The sequence below is a fragment of the Kocuria carniphila genome (assembly GCF_004136555.1).
Taxonomy (GTDB): Bacteria; Actinomycetota; Actinomycetes; order Actinomycetales; family Micrococcaceae; genus Kocuria; species Kocuria carniphila.
The window spans coordinates 152260-167248 of sequence record NZ_NOIT01000002.1 but is presented as its reverse complement, the minus strand read 5'-3'; the positions used below and the strand labels follow the sequence as shown (position 1 = coordinate 167248).

Sequence of the window (14989 nt, the reverse complement as noted above, 5' to 3'; positions counted from 1 at the left end):
GTCGCGTGTCACGCGCCGACCCGCCGACGACGCCGCGGCACCCACTCGGGTGCCGCGGCGTTTTCAGTTGTTCAGTACGAGCACCGGGTCACCGTTTCGAACATCCAATGACGGGGTTTGAACGGTCATGTCCCGGCGGGCGCTGAGGAAAGCAATGGCCGAATTCGCCCGCGCGATCATGCCGAGGATCGTCTGGACACCCGGGGTGGCCACTTCTCCCAGATTGAACTCCTGGCCGGATTCTCCGTGCTGAGCGTTCCGGTCCGCAAAGAGTGCGGGTACCGCAGTGTCGTGGGGATGCTCAAGCAGGGTCGCGGCATCAACCCACCCCAACCATGAGTCCCTGGCGCGGGTTTTCAGGGGCGAACACCGCTGCCCCACGGGGAGCACCGCGGCGAAGTATCTCAGGTCCACGCGCTGGTGGACGAAGTCGGAGGTCATCCAGCGAGCAAGCGGACGCAGCAGTTCGGTTCTGAAGGCGAACACCCTGTTGGACAGGACCCCGGCGAAAGAGATGTCCAGGTCCGAGAGTTGTTGACGCGCCAGCATCCAGTCCGCGCCGTCCACGTGCTCGGCTATGCCGTCGCCCTCGGAACCGGCGAAGAGCAACCCTGTTTCCACGAACACCCGCCGTGCAGCGGCGACCACGGCTCGACGAGCCAGGCCGATATCATCCGAGCCGAGCTTGTTGGCCCACTCGGTGGGGCGAGGTCCGGACCAGATGAGCGGTTCGTCGTCACTGGGTTCCAGGAGCCCGCCGGGGAAGGAAAGCTGTCCAAATGACGGCCGATCCGGGCGGAACATCATCAGCGCTTCCACACCGTGGTCGCCATCGCGGACCACCACTACGGAGGACGCGTGCCTGGGGGCCGAACCGTGGATTCCCACGCCCCGATCCAACCAGGCCAACGCGGCCTTCCGATGCGCCTGCGGAACGTGGAACAACCGTTCGGCCGACCCGCGAGCCGTGGTGTTAGCTGAACTCGACAATCAGTTCGACCTCCACGGGCGAGTTCAGCGGCAGCACACTCACACCCACCGCTGAACGGGCATGCTTACCCTTTTCTCCGAAGATGTCGCCCAGGAGCGTGGATGCGCCATCGATCACGCCGGGCTGACCGTAGAAATCGGGGGCGGAGGCCACGAACCCGGTGACCTTCACAACTCGGACCACGCGGTCCAGGTCTTCGATCTCGGCCTTGACGGCCGCCACGGCATTGAGGGCCGAGCGCGCGGCCAATTCCTTGGCGCGTTCCGGGCTGACGTGGTTCTCACCCTCGGTCTCGCTCACCACGCCCGTGGCGGGCAGAGCGCCGTCGACGAACGGCAGTTGACCCGCGGTGTAGACGTACTTGCCCGAGACCGCGGCGGGAGCGTAAGCCGCCACCGGCGCGGACACCTCGGGCAGGGTGAGTCCTAGTTCTTTGATGCGTTCTTCAATCGAGCTGCTCATGGTTCTGGGTGGCCCTTTCGATGCAGGTCGATCAGTTCTTGGGTCGCTTGAAATACGCGATGGGGTTGGTCTGGACCGGTGCGTTGACGTTACCGGCGGGAACATCGGCGGCCTGAGTGCCCGGCAGGACGGTCACCAACTCCCAGCCGTCGTCACCCCAGTTGTCGAGGATCTGCTTAGTAGCGTGGATCATGAGCGGAACGGTTGCATACTCCCAAGTGGTCATGGTCACCACCCTAGTGCCAGGCTCCGGTCATGTCCGTTCAAAGTTTGCTGGCGAACCACTGTGACAGTGCTCTCTGGTGCACACTTGCTTCCAGTCCTGGCTTGTACACTGGCGCAATGGCATCACGCAAGAATTCGGACTCCGAGTCCACCTCGGTCTTCGGCAACGTTGTGGCTTTCCTCGCCACCGCAGTCGTCGCAGGCATCGTGGCAGCAGGGTTACTCGTTCCGCCCGCAGCGGCAGTTGGCATGGCTTCCAACGCTTCCATCGGATGGTTCAAGTCCCTCCCGGATGAGATGGAGATGGGTCCGCTGTCCCGCTCCTCCACGGTGGTCGCTCGCGACGGAACCGAAATTGCGACGTTCTTCGCTCAGAACCGTGAACCGGTCGAGCTGGCGGACATGTCCCCGCACATGCAGGATGCCATCCTGGCCATTGAGGACCGTGACTTCTATGAGCACGGTGGCGTGGACACCGGCGGTATCGTGCGCGCCATGGGCAACAACATCTTGCGCCCGAGTGCCCGTCAGGGTGCCTCCACCATCACTCAGCAGTACGTGAACAACCTGCTCATCGACCAGCAGGTCCGTGCCGGCGAGCAGGCCAGCACCATTGGTTCCGACAAGGGCGTGGTGGACAAGATCAAGGAGATCAAGCTCGCACTGTCCATGGAACAGGAGATGTCCAAGGACGAGATCTTGGAGGGCTACCTCAACATTGTCTTGTTCGGTGGCCAGAACTACGGTGTCGAGGCCGCAGCCCAGTACTTCTGGGGCATCCCGGCGTCCGAGTTGGACATTCAGCAGTCGGCAGTCCTGGCCGGCATGGTCCAGTCCCCCAACTACTACAACCCTCAAGCGAACCCGGAAGCCTCCGAACAGCGTCGCAACCTGGTGCTCGACACCATGCTGCAGACCGGTTCCATTACGCAGCAGCAACACGATCAGGCCGTTGCGGCTCCCCTGGATCTGGACATCCACACGAGCAATTCCGGCTGCACTGCCGCTGAAACCGCACCGTACTTCTGCGATTACGTGCAGAACGAGTTCATGCAGTCCGAGGCCTTCGGTGCCACCCCGGACGAGCGTCTGGCCACCCTGCAGCGCGGCGGCCTGACCATCCACACCACGCTGGACATGAACGCGCAGCGCGCCGCCGAGCGCGAGGTCAACAAGACCCAGCCGCGTGACAACAACCCGGACAACGTCTCCACTGCCCTGGTGTCCTTGGAGCCCGAGAACGGTCACATCGCATCGATGGCACAGAACACCTTCTACTCCGGTGCCGAGGGCGACTCCAACACCACCTACAACTTCAACGTGGACACCACGATGGGTGGTGCCGGTGGCTTCCAGGTGGGTTCGACCTACAAGCCGCTGACCCTGGCCCAGTGGATCAACGCGGGTAAGGGCGTGAAGGCCACCATTGACGCGAGCCGCACGCACTACCCGGCCGACTACAAGTGGCGCGCATCCTGCCTGCCCGGCGGCGTGAAGTACGAGCCCGGCGACGACGGCAACGGTTTCGAGTTCCAGAACGCGGAGCGCGGTTACGAGCGTCGGATGCAGGTCGACTACGGCCTGTACAACTCGATCAACTCCGCGCTGTTCGCCATGGCTGCCGATCTGGACCTGTGCGACATCGGTGAGATCTCCGAGCAGTTGGGCATCCGCGACGGCAAGACCGGTGAGCCCGTGGACACGACCATCCTGTCCTCGCTGCTGGGCGGTTCGGTGGACATCGCGCCCATGACCATGGCTCGTGCATTCTCGGCCTTCGCCAACGATGGCGTGATGTGTGAAGTCCGCTCTATGACCAAGGTCGAGGACTTCACCGGCAAGACCTATGACGTTCCCGCGGACAAGTGCGAACGCGTGATCAAGGAAGAAGTGGCCCAGGGCGTGAACTACACCCTGAACCAGACTCTGACCCGCGGTTCCGGTTGGCAGCGTGATATCGACCTTCCGGGCGCATCCGCCGCCAAGACCGGCACCACCGACAACTCCACCCAGACCTGGATGATGGGCTACACCAAGGGCCTGTCCACCGCCTCGTGGGTCGGTAACTATGAGCTGGGCTCCCGTTCGCTGAACGGTCTGTCCATCGGTGGCCGCACGGGCGGCTCGGACACGGACTGGGTGGACGGCTCCACTTACGCCGGTGCCCAGTGGCAGAACTACATGCGTGACGTGGCCCGCGACTACGACACGTCCGAGTTCTCGGATCCGCCGTCACGCGTGCTCTCCACGAACAAATGAGTTCCATGAGTAACGGCGCCCGCGCAGCCGCGACACTTACCGCAGGGGTAGGTGCCGTGGGCGCGGGCACCGCCGCGTGGGGGATCTTTGGTGAACGGCGCAGGTTCCAACTGCGGCAAGAGACTCTGCGGGCGTTGCCCGCGGGGTCCAGGCCGCTACGGATCCTGCACATCTCCGACCTGCACACGGTCCCGGGCCAGGAGGCCAAGAAGCGCTTCGTCCAATCGCTGGCGGCACTTCGTCCGGACCTGGTGATCGACACGGGCGACAACCTGTCCCACATGCGGGCGCTGCCCTATCTGCTGGAGATCCTCGAGCCGCTCTTCGAGTTCCCGGGCGTGTATGTTCCCGGTTCCAACTGCTATTTCGCGCCGGAGCTGAAGAACCCCTTCCGGTACCTGTGGAAGACCACTGCCAGCGAAGATCCGACGGACAACACACGTCTGCCCACCGCGGACATGCACCGCGCCTTCGACGCCGCCGGCTGGACCGGGCTCATCAATCGCCACGATCGGCTGCGCGTACGGGACACGGTGCTCGACTTCTCGGGCGTGGACGATCCGCACCTCGCCTACGACCGGCACCCGGGTTTTCCCGCTGCCTCTTTCGAGGACGACGCTGCCGCCCTCCGTATCGGCGTGGCACACGCCCCGTACTTGCGCACCCTGGACCGGTTCGTGGCCGACGGCGCGGATCTCGTCTTCGCCGGACACACCCACGGCGGTCAGGTCTGCCTCCCCGGAGGTCGCGCCCTGGTGAGCAACTGCGACCTGGACCCCGCCATCTGCAAGGGCCTGATCGATCACCGCGGCGTGCCAGTCAATATATCGCAAGGGCTCGGCGAATCCCGTTTCGCCCCTGTGCGGTTGTTCTGCCCTCCCCAAGCGGTGCTGGTCACGCTCACGGACTAAGACCCGCCGACGCCGCCTGACTTCGATCGGCCGGCCCTCTGACTGCCAAGAACCACGCTTCCGGTGGCAGTGCCGAGTGCATGTCGGCCTGTGGTCTTACAATGGGTGTCAGGACCGTCACACCCGGCAGGAGCATCAGATGAGCGCACCCGTTCAGGAACAATCCATCACCGCCACCGAGCGTTTCGTGGCGCAGGTGCGCGAGGCATGCGGTACGACCGCGATTGCCGAGAGCGAGCTGGAACGCCGCGTTCTGGCTCATGACGCATCCCACTATTTGCTGCAACCGCAAGCAGTGGTACGCCCCCAGAGCGCAGAGCACGTGGGCAGTATGTTCGCGGCCGCCGCTCGACACGGGCTGGGTCTCACGTTGCGCTCGGGCGGTACGTCGCTGTCCGGGCAGGCCGTCACCGATCAGGTTCTCGTGGACACGCGCCGCCATTTCCGCGACGTCGAGGTCCTGGACAACGGTGCCCGGGTGCGCGTTCAGCCCGGGGTAACCATCCGGCAGGTCAATGCCCGCCTGGCTCCCCACGGGTACAAGCTGGGTCCGGATCCCGCGAGTGAGGCCGCATGCACCGTGGGCGGTGTGGTGGCCAACAACTCATCAGGGATGGCGTGCGGCACCGAGTTCAACACCTACCGCACCCTGGAATCCATGACCGTGGTGCTGCCCTCCGGAACAGTGATCAACACTGCGGCCCCGGATGCGGACTCCCAGTTGCGTGCCGCCGAACCCGAACTTCATGAGGGTCTACTCAGGCTGCGACGCAGGGTCGTGGAGAACCCCGAGTCGGTGCGCACCATCGAGCGATTGTTCGCCATGAAGAACACGATGGGCTACGGGCTCAACGCGTTCGTCGACTTCGAGGAACCGGTGCGGGTCCTCGAGCACCTCATGATTGGTTCGGAAGGCACGCTCGGTTTCGTGGCTGAGGCGGTCTTCCGCACCGTTCCCATTCATCGGTTCGTGGCCACCGGCCTGCTCGTGTTCCCCACGGTGGTGGCGGCTACGAGCTCCGTTCCGCAGTTGGTGGATGTCCATTCCGCCACCGTCGAACTCCTCGACGCCACCTCGTTGAAGGTCTCCCAACGCACCGGCCAGGCTCCTCCGGTGATCATGGACATCTCCGTGGACCAACAGGCCGCGCTGCTCGTGGAATACCAGGCGGATTCGGAAGCCGAGGTCCGGGACCAAGCGCGGGCGGCGTCGTCGTTGTTCGAAAACCTGGGGTTGGAAAGTCCCGCGCAGCTGGCCACCGACCCCAAGGAACGCGCGAGCCTCTGGACCGTGCGCAAGGGCCTCTATACAACAGTGGCCGGCAACCGGCCGACCGGTTCCAATGCGCTGCTCGAGGACATCGTGGTGCCGGTGCCGCAGTTGGGTGAGACGTGCGAGGAATTGACTGCGCTGTTCGACGCGCACGGCTACGAGGACTCGGTGATTTTCGGGCACGCCAAGGACGGCAACGTGCACTTCATGCTCAACGAGCAGTTCACGGACCCCAAGCAGCTCAAGCGCTATGAACGCTTCACCGAGGACATGGTGGATCTCGTGCTTGATCGCGGCGGCGCGCTCAAGGCCGAGCACGGTACCGGGCGCATCATGGCGCCGTTCGTGCGACGGCAGTACGGCGATGAGCTCTACGCTGTGATGCTCGAACTCAAGCAACTGATCGATCCCGCCTACCGGTTCAACCCGGGCGTGATCCTCACCGATGACCCCACCGCGTATCTGCGCGACCTCAAGACGGCGCCCACCGTGGAAGAGGAGGTCGACCGTTGTGTTGAGTGCGGTTACTGCGAGCCCGTATGCCCATCGCAGAACCTCACGTTGACCCCGCGGCAGCGCATTGCCGGTCGCCGCGAAATCGCGGAGGCGGAGTTGGCAGGCAAGCACGAGTTGGCCGCCCGGTTGTCCCGCGAGTACGACTACGCCGGGCTGGACACCTGCGCCGTGGACGGCATGTGTGTGACCGCGTGCCCGGTGCACATCAACACCGGCGACCTGGTGCGTCGGCTGCGCTCCGAGAACCACTCAAAGGTCGCCGATCTCGTGTGGGCGGGCCTTGCACGTTCCTGGTCCGTGACAGCTCCCGGTGCCGCCTTCGCGTTGTCCGTGGCCAAGCGGCTGCCGGCGGTACTGCCGGTCAGCGCCACCACGGTGGCCCGCGCAGCCCTGGGCGCGGAGAACGTCCCGCAGTACAAGCCGCAACTGCCGGCGGGTGGCCGATCGCGCGATTTCTTGACGACGTCGCCCGCGAACGTTCCTGCCGAAGCTGCCGAGGCCGTGTTCTTCCCCGCGTGTATCGGGGCCATGTTCGGAACGGTCGAGGGCACCGGCCCGTCCGCCTCCGAGGCATTCCTGAAGCTGTGCCAGCGGGCCGGGGTGAAAGTGAGCGTTCCCGAGGGCATCACGGCTTCGTGCTGCGGCACGCCCTGGAAGTCCAAGGGGCTGCCCACCGGTTACCAGACGATGTCCCATCGCACGCTGGAGACACTGTGGAAGTCATCGGATCACGGGCGGTTGCCGGTGGTGTGTGATGCATCCTCGTGTACCGAAGGGCTGGAGACCATGCGGCAGTTGGCCGCAGAGTCCGAGAAGTACGCACCGCTGCGTTTCGTGGACGCCGTGGAATTCGTCTCGGAGCATGTGCTCGATCGGATCGCCGTATCTGACCCGTTGCGTTCTGTGGCCGTCCACCCCACGTGCTCGTCGGTTCAGCTGGGCATCAACGACCACCTGATGCGGCTGGCCAATGCTGCAGCGGAACGAGCCACCGTTCCCTTCGCCTGGGGTTGCTGTGGCTACGCCGGCGATCGCGGCATGCTGCACCCCGAGCTCACCGCGGCCGCCACGGCCCCGGAAGCTGCCGAGGTGAACGGCACCTACTACGATGCCTACGTTTCCCTCAACCGCACGTGCGAGCAGGGCATGACCGAAGCCACCGGCAAACCCTACGAGCATGTGTTGCAAGTGCTCGAGCGCGTGAGTAGGTGACGCTAAGCAGGCTTGGCCCCAGAGCGGCGTCGTTCGTGGGGTGGCACCGCTCTCTCGGGACGCACGTTGGTGAACAGCCGGCCCGCGAGTCGGGAGCTATGTCGATGGCGTGAGCGAGCGGCGTCGTCAGACTTCGCGACGCGGGTGCGGTACGGCTCGTGAGGCTGCCCGCGCCACCGGAACGGTCGAGACGAGGCACACGACCACGCCGAAGGCCAGGCATGCGATGAAGCCACGGACCGGGCCGATGCCGAAGAGATCGCCCACAAAGGGACCCAGAACGGCAAGCACGAACGGCACCGCGAATCCGGTGTAGGTGAGGGTGTAGAAGACGCCGATGAGCGCACCCAATTCGTGGGGTTCGGCAATGATCTCCACCTCGCGCAGACCGGAAACCATCATGATGCCGTAGCTGCAGCCCAGGATGATCGCGGCCGGAATCACCAACAGTGCGCTGTCCACCTCGATCGCGACGGCGCCCAGCACCAGGCCGACACTCGCGGCGCCAAGGCCCACGACCGAGAGTGGCAACCAGCCGTACGTGGCGAGTTTCGCGGCGACCGGTTGGATGAAGACACCCGAGAACATGCCCACGCCGGAGATCAGGCCGAGGTAGGCGACCGGGTACTCAACGTTGTCCGTGACGAAACCGGGGATGCTCGTGAACGCGACCGTGGCCGTGCCGAAGACCCACGGGGCCCACGCGGCGACCGCCCAGAAGAACCGACCCGTCAGTGCGATGCGCGGAACGAGCGGTGGCCGTTTGACGCGCCCCTCCGCGGGGAACTGCGTTTCGGGAACGCCCCAGACGAGCGGGATGGTCACGATGACCAGGGCGATGTGCAAGAGATAGGGCGTGATCTGCGGACCGGGCAGGAACTCCGCGAACTGGCCGGCGATCAGTGGTCCGCCGCCGAAGCCCGCCGAGAGGACGATGGTCGCGCGACGCGGGCCGGCGGTCGGGCGGTCCACGGACAGCTGTTTGATCCACGCCGAGCCCGAGGACATGGCCATGCCCACACCAAAACCCATGATCCACCGGCCCACGTACAGCACCCACTCGGGCGCTTGGCTGCCGGCCGCGAGGATTCCTGATGCCACCGCCACGAGAATCAGTGCCGGTCGCACCACGGCGCGGCGGCCGTAGTGGTCGGACACGGGGCCGAAGATCAGGAGCGCGGGCACCAGTCCCGCCGCGTAGATGCCGAACATCGCGGTTACGGAGGCTTCCGAAATGCCGTCCTGATCTCGGTAGACCTCGAGCATCGGCGCGAAGAGGTTAGTTCCGAAACCCACCGCGAACATTGCGAGTCCCACGCGGATCCAGGTGCGAGAAGTGATGGGGCTGCTCTTCGACGGGGAGTTGTTGTCACCGGAGGCGGGCCGCGCATTCATATAGGGGACCTTACCTGTGATTCCCGACACTGTGGTCAGTAAGTCGTGGACAGCCGGCACGTTCGAGTCCGCCACTGGATTTCACATTCACGCTCCCCTGCCGCTAAGCTGGAGCAGTTGTTTGCGGGCACGCCTGCAAATTTCGGGATGTGGCGCAGCTTGGTAGCGCGCGTCGTTCGGGACGACGAGGTCGCAGGTTCAAATCCTGTCATCCCGACCAACGATCCCCTTGTCATCACGATCCGTGACGGCAAGGGGATTTTTTCATATCGGAAGGCTGCAGTGACCACTCCGCATGACCGCCGCTACGAGAAGCATGTTCCGGCCGTGAACGGCCAGGACATCCGCCGTTCCCACGACACCTGGCATTGGCGTGACTCCCAGGTCCACCTGGACCGCGTGGGTGCCCCGGACGCGCCGGTACGCATCCTCCTGGTTCACGGCGCCGGCGGGAACAGCGATGCCTTCTGGCCGTACGCCGCGCACTTCGCCTCGCTCGGGGCCCATGTCACGGTGCCGGACCTCCCCGGCTACGGCATGACCGTTACCGATCGCCCGGAGCGCATCCGCTACGACGATTGGCGCGAACTCCTGATCGACCTGCTTCGCGCGGAGGAAGACGAGCGCCCCCTGATCATCCTGGGTGCCAGCATGGGTGGGCTTTTGGCTTACGACGCCGCCGCGGCCACAGGTCTCGCCGCTCGTCTGATCGTCACGTGCCTTCTGGATCCGCGTGATCCCCGTGTGCGGGCGCGGTTGACGTGGCATCCCTTGCTGGCACGACTCACCGGGCCATTTTTGAAGTTGGTGCAAGGGCCACCTGCCAACCTGCGCGTGCCGATCCGTTGGATCGCGGACATCCGGCACATCTCCAACGATCCGGGACTGGTACGTGAGGTCGTCAGAGACCGGCGCGGCGGCGGTGGCCGTGTGCCTCTGGGCTGGATACGCAGCTACATGGAATCTGCGCCCCTGATCGAACCTGAGGACTTCACGGACACGCCCGTGCTACTCCTCCACCCCGGTGACGACCGTTGGACCCCGCTGGAGATCAGCCGCCCGTTCTTCGAACGCATTGGTGCCCAGAAGTCGTGGCGGCTGCTGGAGAACGCCGGACACTTTCCGGTGGAGGAACCGGGTTTCGAACAGATGATGCGCGCAGTCAAGCATGTGATGGAATCGACCCATGACTGATCAGCAGCGCCAGCGCCCGTTCGCCCAGGTCGATGTCTTCTCCCGTGAGCCCTACATGGGCAATCCGGTGGCGGTCGTCCTCGACGGCACGGACCTCGGCGACCAGGACATGGCCCGCTTCGCGCGGTGGACCCACCTGTCCGAAACCACGTTCGTCCTGCCGCCCACCTCGCCAGACGCCGATTACCGGCTACGCATCTGGACTCCCGGCGGTGAACTCCCCTTCGCGGGTCACCCCACGCTCGGCTCGGCCCACGCGTGGCTCGAGGCGGGTAATACCCCTCGCTCCCGCGACGTCATTGTTCAGGAATGCACCGCGGGCCTGGTCGAGGTCCGCCCCACCGACGACGGCGCTCTGACCTTTGCCGCCCCGCCCACCTCGCGCTCGGGAAACTTCGATCCCGCCATGCTGGAGCAGGTCACTGCGGGACTGGGTCTGGATGACGAGGAGATCGTGGCCCATCAGTGGGTCGACAACGGGCCGGGGTGGGCAGCTGTCTTGCTGCCCTCCGCAGACGATGTCCTGGCCATCGAACCGGATTACCCGGCGCTGGGGAATTACAAGATCGGCGTGGTGGGCCCCTATCCGGAGAGCAGCCCGCAGCAGTTCGAGGTCCGCGCGTTCGTGACCGGCACCGGCGGCTACGAAGACCCCGTCACGGGAAGTCTCAACGCGAGCCTGGCGCAGTGGCTCATGCGAACCGGCCAGGCGGCGTCGTCGTACTTTGCCCAGCAAGGCACGGCCATGGGGCGCCGCGGGCGCGTGACCGTCACGTCGGATGCCGCTGAGAATGTCTGGGTGGGTGGGCACTGCACCACGTGCATCAGTGGGTCAGTGCTTCTGTGACCGACCGACAAGTCACACCGACCGAGGCGCACCTGGACCTGATTTTCGACGGCCGCTGCGGCTTCTGCACCCGCGCCGTGGGGTGGGTGCACAGACTCGACCGTCACCGTCGCATCAGCACCCACGCGTATCAGGAACCTGACGTGCTGGAGCGCTTCGGTCTCACCGAATCACAAGCTCACACTGCGGTCTGGGCCGTGGTCGGCGGGACACCATCGGCCGGCGCAGCGGCCGTAGCCGAGACTCTGGACACCGCCCTCGGCACCCGCATTTTTGGCAAGCTCTACCGCATCCCACCAGTACGAACGGCCCAGGATCGCGTGTACCAATGGGTCGCGGATCACCGCGGAAAGTTCCCCGGTGTCACGCCGTGGTGCGAATGTCACCCGGAAAACTGCGAGCCCAGAACTACGTAATTACAAGAATTTCCGCAGCTCGCGAGCGGCAGCTTCCGGGTCGGTGGCATCCGTGACCGCCCGAACCACCACGATCCGTGACGCGCCGGTCTCGAGCACGGACGGCAACCGCTCGGCGTCAATCCCGCCGATGGCGAAGAACGGCTTGTCTCCCGCGTGCTCCGCGGCATACTTCGGCAGTTCCAGCCCCACGGCGGCACGTCCGGGTTTGGTGGGCGTTTCCCACACGGGTCCGGTGCAGAAGTAGTCCAGGCCCTCGTCCGCAATCGCTCCGTCCACTTGCTCACGAGACAGGCACGAGCGGCCGATGATCACGTCATCGCCCAGCAACTGGCGCGCCTGCGGGGTGGTGAGATCGCCCTGCCCCACGTGGAAAACATCCGCACCGGTGAGCATCGCTACGTCTGCCCGATCATTGACCGCGAACAGCTTGCCGTGTTCCCGTGCAACCTCGCCGAGCACCTCGATGGCCTCGATCTCTGCCGCGGCTTCGAGTTTCTTGTCACGCAGCTGGATGATGTCCACGCCGCCCTCGTACGCGGCATGCAGGAATTCCCGCAGGTCACCGCGCTCTTTTCGCGCCGTGACACACACGTACAACTTGGCATTCGCGAACGCATCACGCCTACGGGTTCCCTGACTCTGTTGCTCACTCATGTGGCCATGGTGCCACGGGTCACGGTTACACTGAGAGGTACCGGTCACATGACCGGTAGTTCCACGGGAGTCCGCGACTGTTGCCCCGGCAACCACCGCAGCGGGCTGAGAGGGCGTGAGCCGCCGACCGGAAACCTGATGCGGATCATGCCGCCGGAGGGAGTGTTGTGGCACCCATGCCACCCGTCCAGCACCACAGTGCGCCACGGCACGCAGTGGTCGCGGGCGCCGGCTTGATTGGTCTGGCGACCGCTTTCGAATTACGACGCCGCGGCGTAGCAGTCACGCTCGCAGACCCCCGTCCCGCCTCGGGAGCCACCCACGCTGCCGCGGGCATGCTCGCCCCGATCGCCGAAACCCAGTACGGCCAGGAAAGCCTGTACCCCCTCATGGCTGCCTCCGCCGTGGAGTATCCGGCATTCATCGAGCGGGTCTCCGCTGCCTCCGGGCTCCCCACCGGCTACCGCACCGAAGAGACCCTGGTGTTGGGAGTCGACTCCGCCGATGCACACGCCTTGCAGGACCTCGCAGCCCACCAGCGCGCCGCGGGCATGCAGGTCGAGAACATCACAGCTCGTCAGGCCCGGAAACTAGAGCCCGCTCTCGCACCGCATGTCGCGGGTGCCATCAGGGTTCCCACGGACCATCAGGTGGACCCCCGACTGCTCGCCGCATCCCTGATCCAAGCCCTGGACGCACCGGCCATTGACACGCTGAACGGTGCCACAGACCCCGGCCCCGCGCGTTGGTTCCACGCGAAGGTCGAACGAGTTCTCTCAACCCGCGGTACCGAACCCCAGGTGACCGGAGTGCTCCTGGAGGGAGGCGAGACGGTCGAGAGCGACGTCGTCGTGCTGGCCACTGGACTGAACACCAGCGATACCGGACAGCTACCCGCGGGCCTGACCCTGCGGCTGCGCCCTGTGTACGGCGACATTCTGCGGCTGAGCGTGCCCGATTCGCTGCTCCTGCCCGGGGAGGAACACTTGATCACACGCACGGTTCGCGGGCAGGTCCACGGGCGGGCCGTGTACCTGGTGCCCCGAGCCGACCGGACGTTGGTGCTGGGCGCCACGAGTCGCGAAGACGGGCGAGCGTCCGTACTGGCCGGTGGCGTGCACCAACTGTTGCGGGACGCACGCGCCATCCTGCCCGCTGTGGACGACTGCGATGTGCTGGAGATGCTGGCCCGCGCTCGCCCGGGGACTCCGGACGATCTGCCGTACATGGGGTTGTGCTCCGTGACCGGCCTGGTGATCAGCACCGGTCATTTCCGGCACGGAATTCTGTTGACTCCCGTGGCCGCCCGGTTGGCCGCAGAACTGGCGACCGGTGTCGCGGACCCGGCCGTCAGCCACGAGCACGACTCCGACTTCTTGACCTCGACCGACCCCGCGCGGCATTCTCCCGCGCACCCCGAGATGTAACAGGTGAACAACATGAATACCGCTCCTCAGGACACCATCCAGGTCAACGGACATCCGGTTCCTCTCACCGAGGGCCTGTCCGTGGCCGATGCCGTTGCGGATCTGACCGGCCGTGACATCACCGCCGCGGGCCGCGCGGCTGACGGCAGGCCACTGGGCATTGCTGTGGCCCTGGATCACGCCGTGGTTCCTCGTTCGCGGTGGTCCGACACACTGCTCGAGGCGAACCAAACCGTGGAGATCGTCACCGCCGTGCAGGGAGGCTGAAATGACCACCGACGACTTGACCATCGACGGCGTGACGCTCGGTTCGCGGCTCATCATGGGTACCGGCGGCCTCACCGACCTGGCGATGTTGGAGCGCGCGCTCCTGGCATCGGGGACGGAGCTGACCACGGTGGCGGTGCGGCGTTACTCGCCCGGGTCGGGCCTGGGTTCCGGCGCTGGCCTGGGTTCCGACGCTGGTCGCAGCGGTGGTGCTGAAGCACCTCGTAACGGGACCGCCTCTTCGGTTGGTGACGCAGCGACGTCGACACCCCGGGACAGCCTCTACGGGATCCTGCACCGCAACGACATCAAGGTGCTGCCCAACACCGCCGGTTGTTACACGGCACGGGACGCGTTGCTGACCGCGGAGCTGGGGCGGGAAGCGCTGGAAACGGACTGGGTGAAACTCGAGGTCATCGCGGACGAGGACACACTGCTCCCGGACGGTCTCGAACTACTCGACGCCACCGAACAGCTTGTGGCGCGCGGTTTCAAAGTCTTCGCGTACACCTCCGATGACCCCGTTCTGGCGCTACACCTCGAGCAGGCCGGGGCCACCGCCGTCATGCCGCTGGGTGCGCCGATCGGCACGGGTCTGGGCATTCTGAACCCACACAATATTGAGCTGATCGCCGCTCGCGCAAGCGTTCCCGTGGTGCTGGATGCTGGCATCGGTACGGCATCCGAGGCGGCGTTGGCCATGGAGCTCGGTTGCGACGCGGTTCTGCTCGCCTCCGCCGTGACCCGCGCCCAGAATCCCGTGAACATGGCCCAGGCCATGCGCCATGCGGTGGAGGCCGGACGGTTGGCGCGCGGCGCAGGCCGGATCGCACGCCGCACGCACGCCGTCGCGTCCTCGCCGATGGCGGGGCGGATCGGGACGGGAGCCGGCGCCTCAGGTACCGACGGTGCCGCTCCTCGCGGGGACTGGCCCGCG

The 14989-nt window shown here is 65.6% G+C and carries 13 protein-coding genes, 1 tRNA gene and 1 pseudogene; 10 read left to right on the top strand and 5 right to left on the bottom strand.

Annotation, left to right across the window (positions count from 1 at the left end):
- Window positions 1-63 precede the first annotated feature (63 nt).
- The 3 genes from EWV37_RS02200 to EWV37_RS02190 are packed head-to-tail and all read right to left on the bottom strand — an operon-like array spanning window position 64 to window position 1679.
- A complete protein-coding gene (locus tag EWV37_RS02200) occupies window positions 64-990 on the bottom strand; it encodes an NUDIX hydrolase (RefSeq protein WP_238663007.1) in 927 nt (308 codons plus the stop codon).
- On the bottom strand, window positions 974-1453 hold the full coding sequence (locus EWV37_RS02195; protein ID WP_095796436.1) for a RidA family protein: 480 nt from the start codon (window positions 1451-1453) through the stop codon (window positions 974-976). The genes EWV37_RS02200 and EWV37_RS02195 overlap by 17 nt, the downstream gene beginning before the upstream one ends.
- A gap of 31 nt (window positions 1454-1484) precedes the next feature.
- Window positions 1485-1679, bottom strand: coding sequence for a DUF4177 domain-containing protein (locus EWV37_RS02190; protein ID WP_095796646.1), 195 nt, complete (start codon window positions 1677-1679; stop codon window positions 1485-1487).
- Window positions 1680-1795: 116 nt separating this feature from the next.
- Here EWV37_RS02190 and EWV37_RS02185 point away from each other — a divergent pair, with 116 nt between their 5' ends.
- From EWV37_RS02185 to EWV37_RS02175, 3 genes are all read left to right on the top strand, one after another.
- A complete protein-coding gene (locus tag EWV37_RS02185; protein WP_129699602.1) occupies window positions 1796-3937 on the top strand; it encodes a transglycosylase domain-containing protein in 2142 nt (713 codons plus the stop codon).
- A complete protein-coding gene (locus EWV37_RS02180; RefSeq protein WP_129699601.1) occupies window positions 3934-4848 on the top strand; it encodes a metallophosphoesterase in 915 nt (304 codons plus the stop codon). The genes EWV37_RS02185 and EWV37_RS02180 overlap by 4 nt, the downstream gene beginning before the upstream one ends.
- A 139-nt stretch (window positions 4849-4987) precedes the next feature.
- Complete coding sequence (locus EWV37_RS02175; RefSeq protein WP_129699600.1) at window positions 4988-7849, top strand: FAD-binding and (Fe-S)-binding domain-containing protein; 2862 nt, start codon at window positions 4988-4990, stop codon at window positions 7847-7849.
- Window positions 7850-7975: 126 nt separating this feature from the next.
- Here the strand turns inward: EWV37_RS02175 and EWV37_RS02170 are convergent, their stop codons facing one another.
- A complete protein-coding gene (locus tag EWV37_RS02170) occupies window positions 7976-9244 on the bottom strand; it encodes an MFS transporter (protein ID WP_129699599.1) in 1269 nt (422 codons plus the stop codon).
- Window positions 9245-9387: 143 nt separating this feature from the next.
- Between EWV37_RS02170 and EWV37_RS02165 the strand changes: the two genes are divergently transcribed.
- From EWV37_RS02165 to EWV37_RS02150, 4 genes are all read left to right on the top strand, one after another.
- Window positions 9388-9464, top strand: a tRNA-Pro gene (locus EWV37_RS02165).
- Between the two features lie 62 nt (window positions 9465-9526).
- Window positions 9527-10438: an alpha/beta hydrolase gene (locus EWV37_RS02160; RefSeq protein WP_165189179.1), complete on the top strand. Its 912-nt coding sequence runs from the start codon at window positions 9527-9529 to the stop codon at window positions 10436-10438.
- Window positions 10431-11285 carry a PhzF family phenazine biosynthesis protein gene (locus EWV37_RS02155; RefSeq protein ID WP_095796430.1) on the top strand — a complete coding sequence of 285 codons (855 nt, stop codon included), beginning with the start codon at window positions 10431-10433 and terminating at the stop codon, window positions 11283-11285. The genes EWV37_RS02160 and EWV37_RS02155 overlap by 8 nt, the downstream gene beginning before the upstream one ends.
- Complete coding sequence (locus tag EWV37_RS02150) at window positions 11282-11701, top strand: thiol-disulfide oxidoreductase DCC family protein (protein ID WP_238663006.1); 420 nt, start codon at window positions 11282-11284, stop codon at window positions 11699-11701. The genes EWV37_RS02155 and EWV37_RS02150 overlap by 4 nt, the downstream gene beginning before the upstream one ends.
- Here the strand turns inward: EWV37_RS02150 and thiE are convergent, their stop codons facing one another.
- The gene (thiE, locus tag EWV37_RS02145) at window positions 11702-12358 is read right to left on the bottom strand and encodes a thiamine phosphate synthase (protein WP_129699598.1); all 657 of its coding nucleotides are present in this window, start codon (window positions 12356-12358) and stop codon (window positions 11702-11704) included.
- Window positions 12359-12534: 176 nt separating this feature from the next.
- On the opposite strand from thiE, the gene thiO reads away from it, so the two are divergent.
- The 3 genes and pseudogenes from thiO to EWV37_RS02130 form a co-directional block, all read left to right on the top strand.
- A complete protein-coding gene (gene thiO / locus EWV37_RS02140) occupies window positions 12535-13785 on the top strand; it encodes a glycine oxidase ThiO (RefSeq protein WP_095796643.1) in 1251 nt (416 codons plus the stop codon).
- Window positions 13786-13797: 12 nt separating this feature from the next.
- Complete coding sequence (thiS, locus tag EWV37_RS02135) at window positions 13798-14052, top strand: sulfur carrier protein ThiS (protein WP_165189176.1); 255 nt, start codon at window positions 13798-13800, stop codon at window positions 14050-14052.
- Between the two features lies 1 nt (window position 14053).
- Window positions 14054-14926 (top strand): annotated as a pseudogene (locus EWV37_RS02130) (thiazole synthase); the annotation flags it as partial.
- Between the last annotated feature and the right edge of the window lie 63 nt (window positions 14927-14989).

Bases quoted from the DNA above. Each gene is read 5' to 3' on its own strand.
- EWV37_RS02155 (WP_095796430.1), top strand. From the start codon at position 10,431: ATGACTGATCAGCAGCGCCAGCGCCCGTTCGCCCAGGTCGATGTCTTC.
- thiE (WP_129699598.1), bottom strand. From the start codon at position 12,358: ATGAGTGAGCAACAGAGTCAGGGAACCCGTAGGCGTGATGCGTTCGCG.
- EWV37_RS02185 (WP_129699602.1), top strand. From the start codon at position 1,796: ATGGCATCACGCAAGAATTCGGACTCCGAGTCCACCTCGGTCTTCGGC.
- EWV37_RS02180 (WP_129699601.1), top strand. From the start codon at position 3,934: ATGAGTTCCATGAGTAACGGCGCCCGCGCAGCCGCGACACTTACCGCA.
- EWV37_RS02195 (WP_095796436.1), bottom strand. From the start codon at position 1,453: ATGAGCAGCTCGATTGAAGAACGCATCAAAGAACTAGGACTCACCCTG.
- EWV37_RS02170 (WP_129699599.1), bottom strand. From the start codon at position 9,244: ATGAATGCGCGGCCCGCCTCCGGTGACAACAACTCCCCGTCGAAGAGC.
- thiO (WP_095796643.1), top strand. From the start codon at position 12,535: ATGCCACCCGTCCAGCACCACAGTGCGCCACGGCACGCAGTGGTCGCG.
- EWV37_RS02175 (WP_129699600.1), top strand. From the start codon at position 4,988: ATGAGCGCACCCGTTCAGGAACAATCCATCACCGCCACCGAGCGTTTC.
- thiS (WP_165189176.1), top strand. From the start codon at position 13,798: ATGAATACCGCTCCTCAGGACACCATCCAGGTCAACGGACATCCGGTT.
- EWV37_RS02190 (WP_095796646.1), bottom strand. From the start codon at position 1,679: ATGACCACTTGGGAGTATGCAACCGTTCCGCTCATGATCCACGCTACT.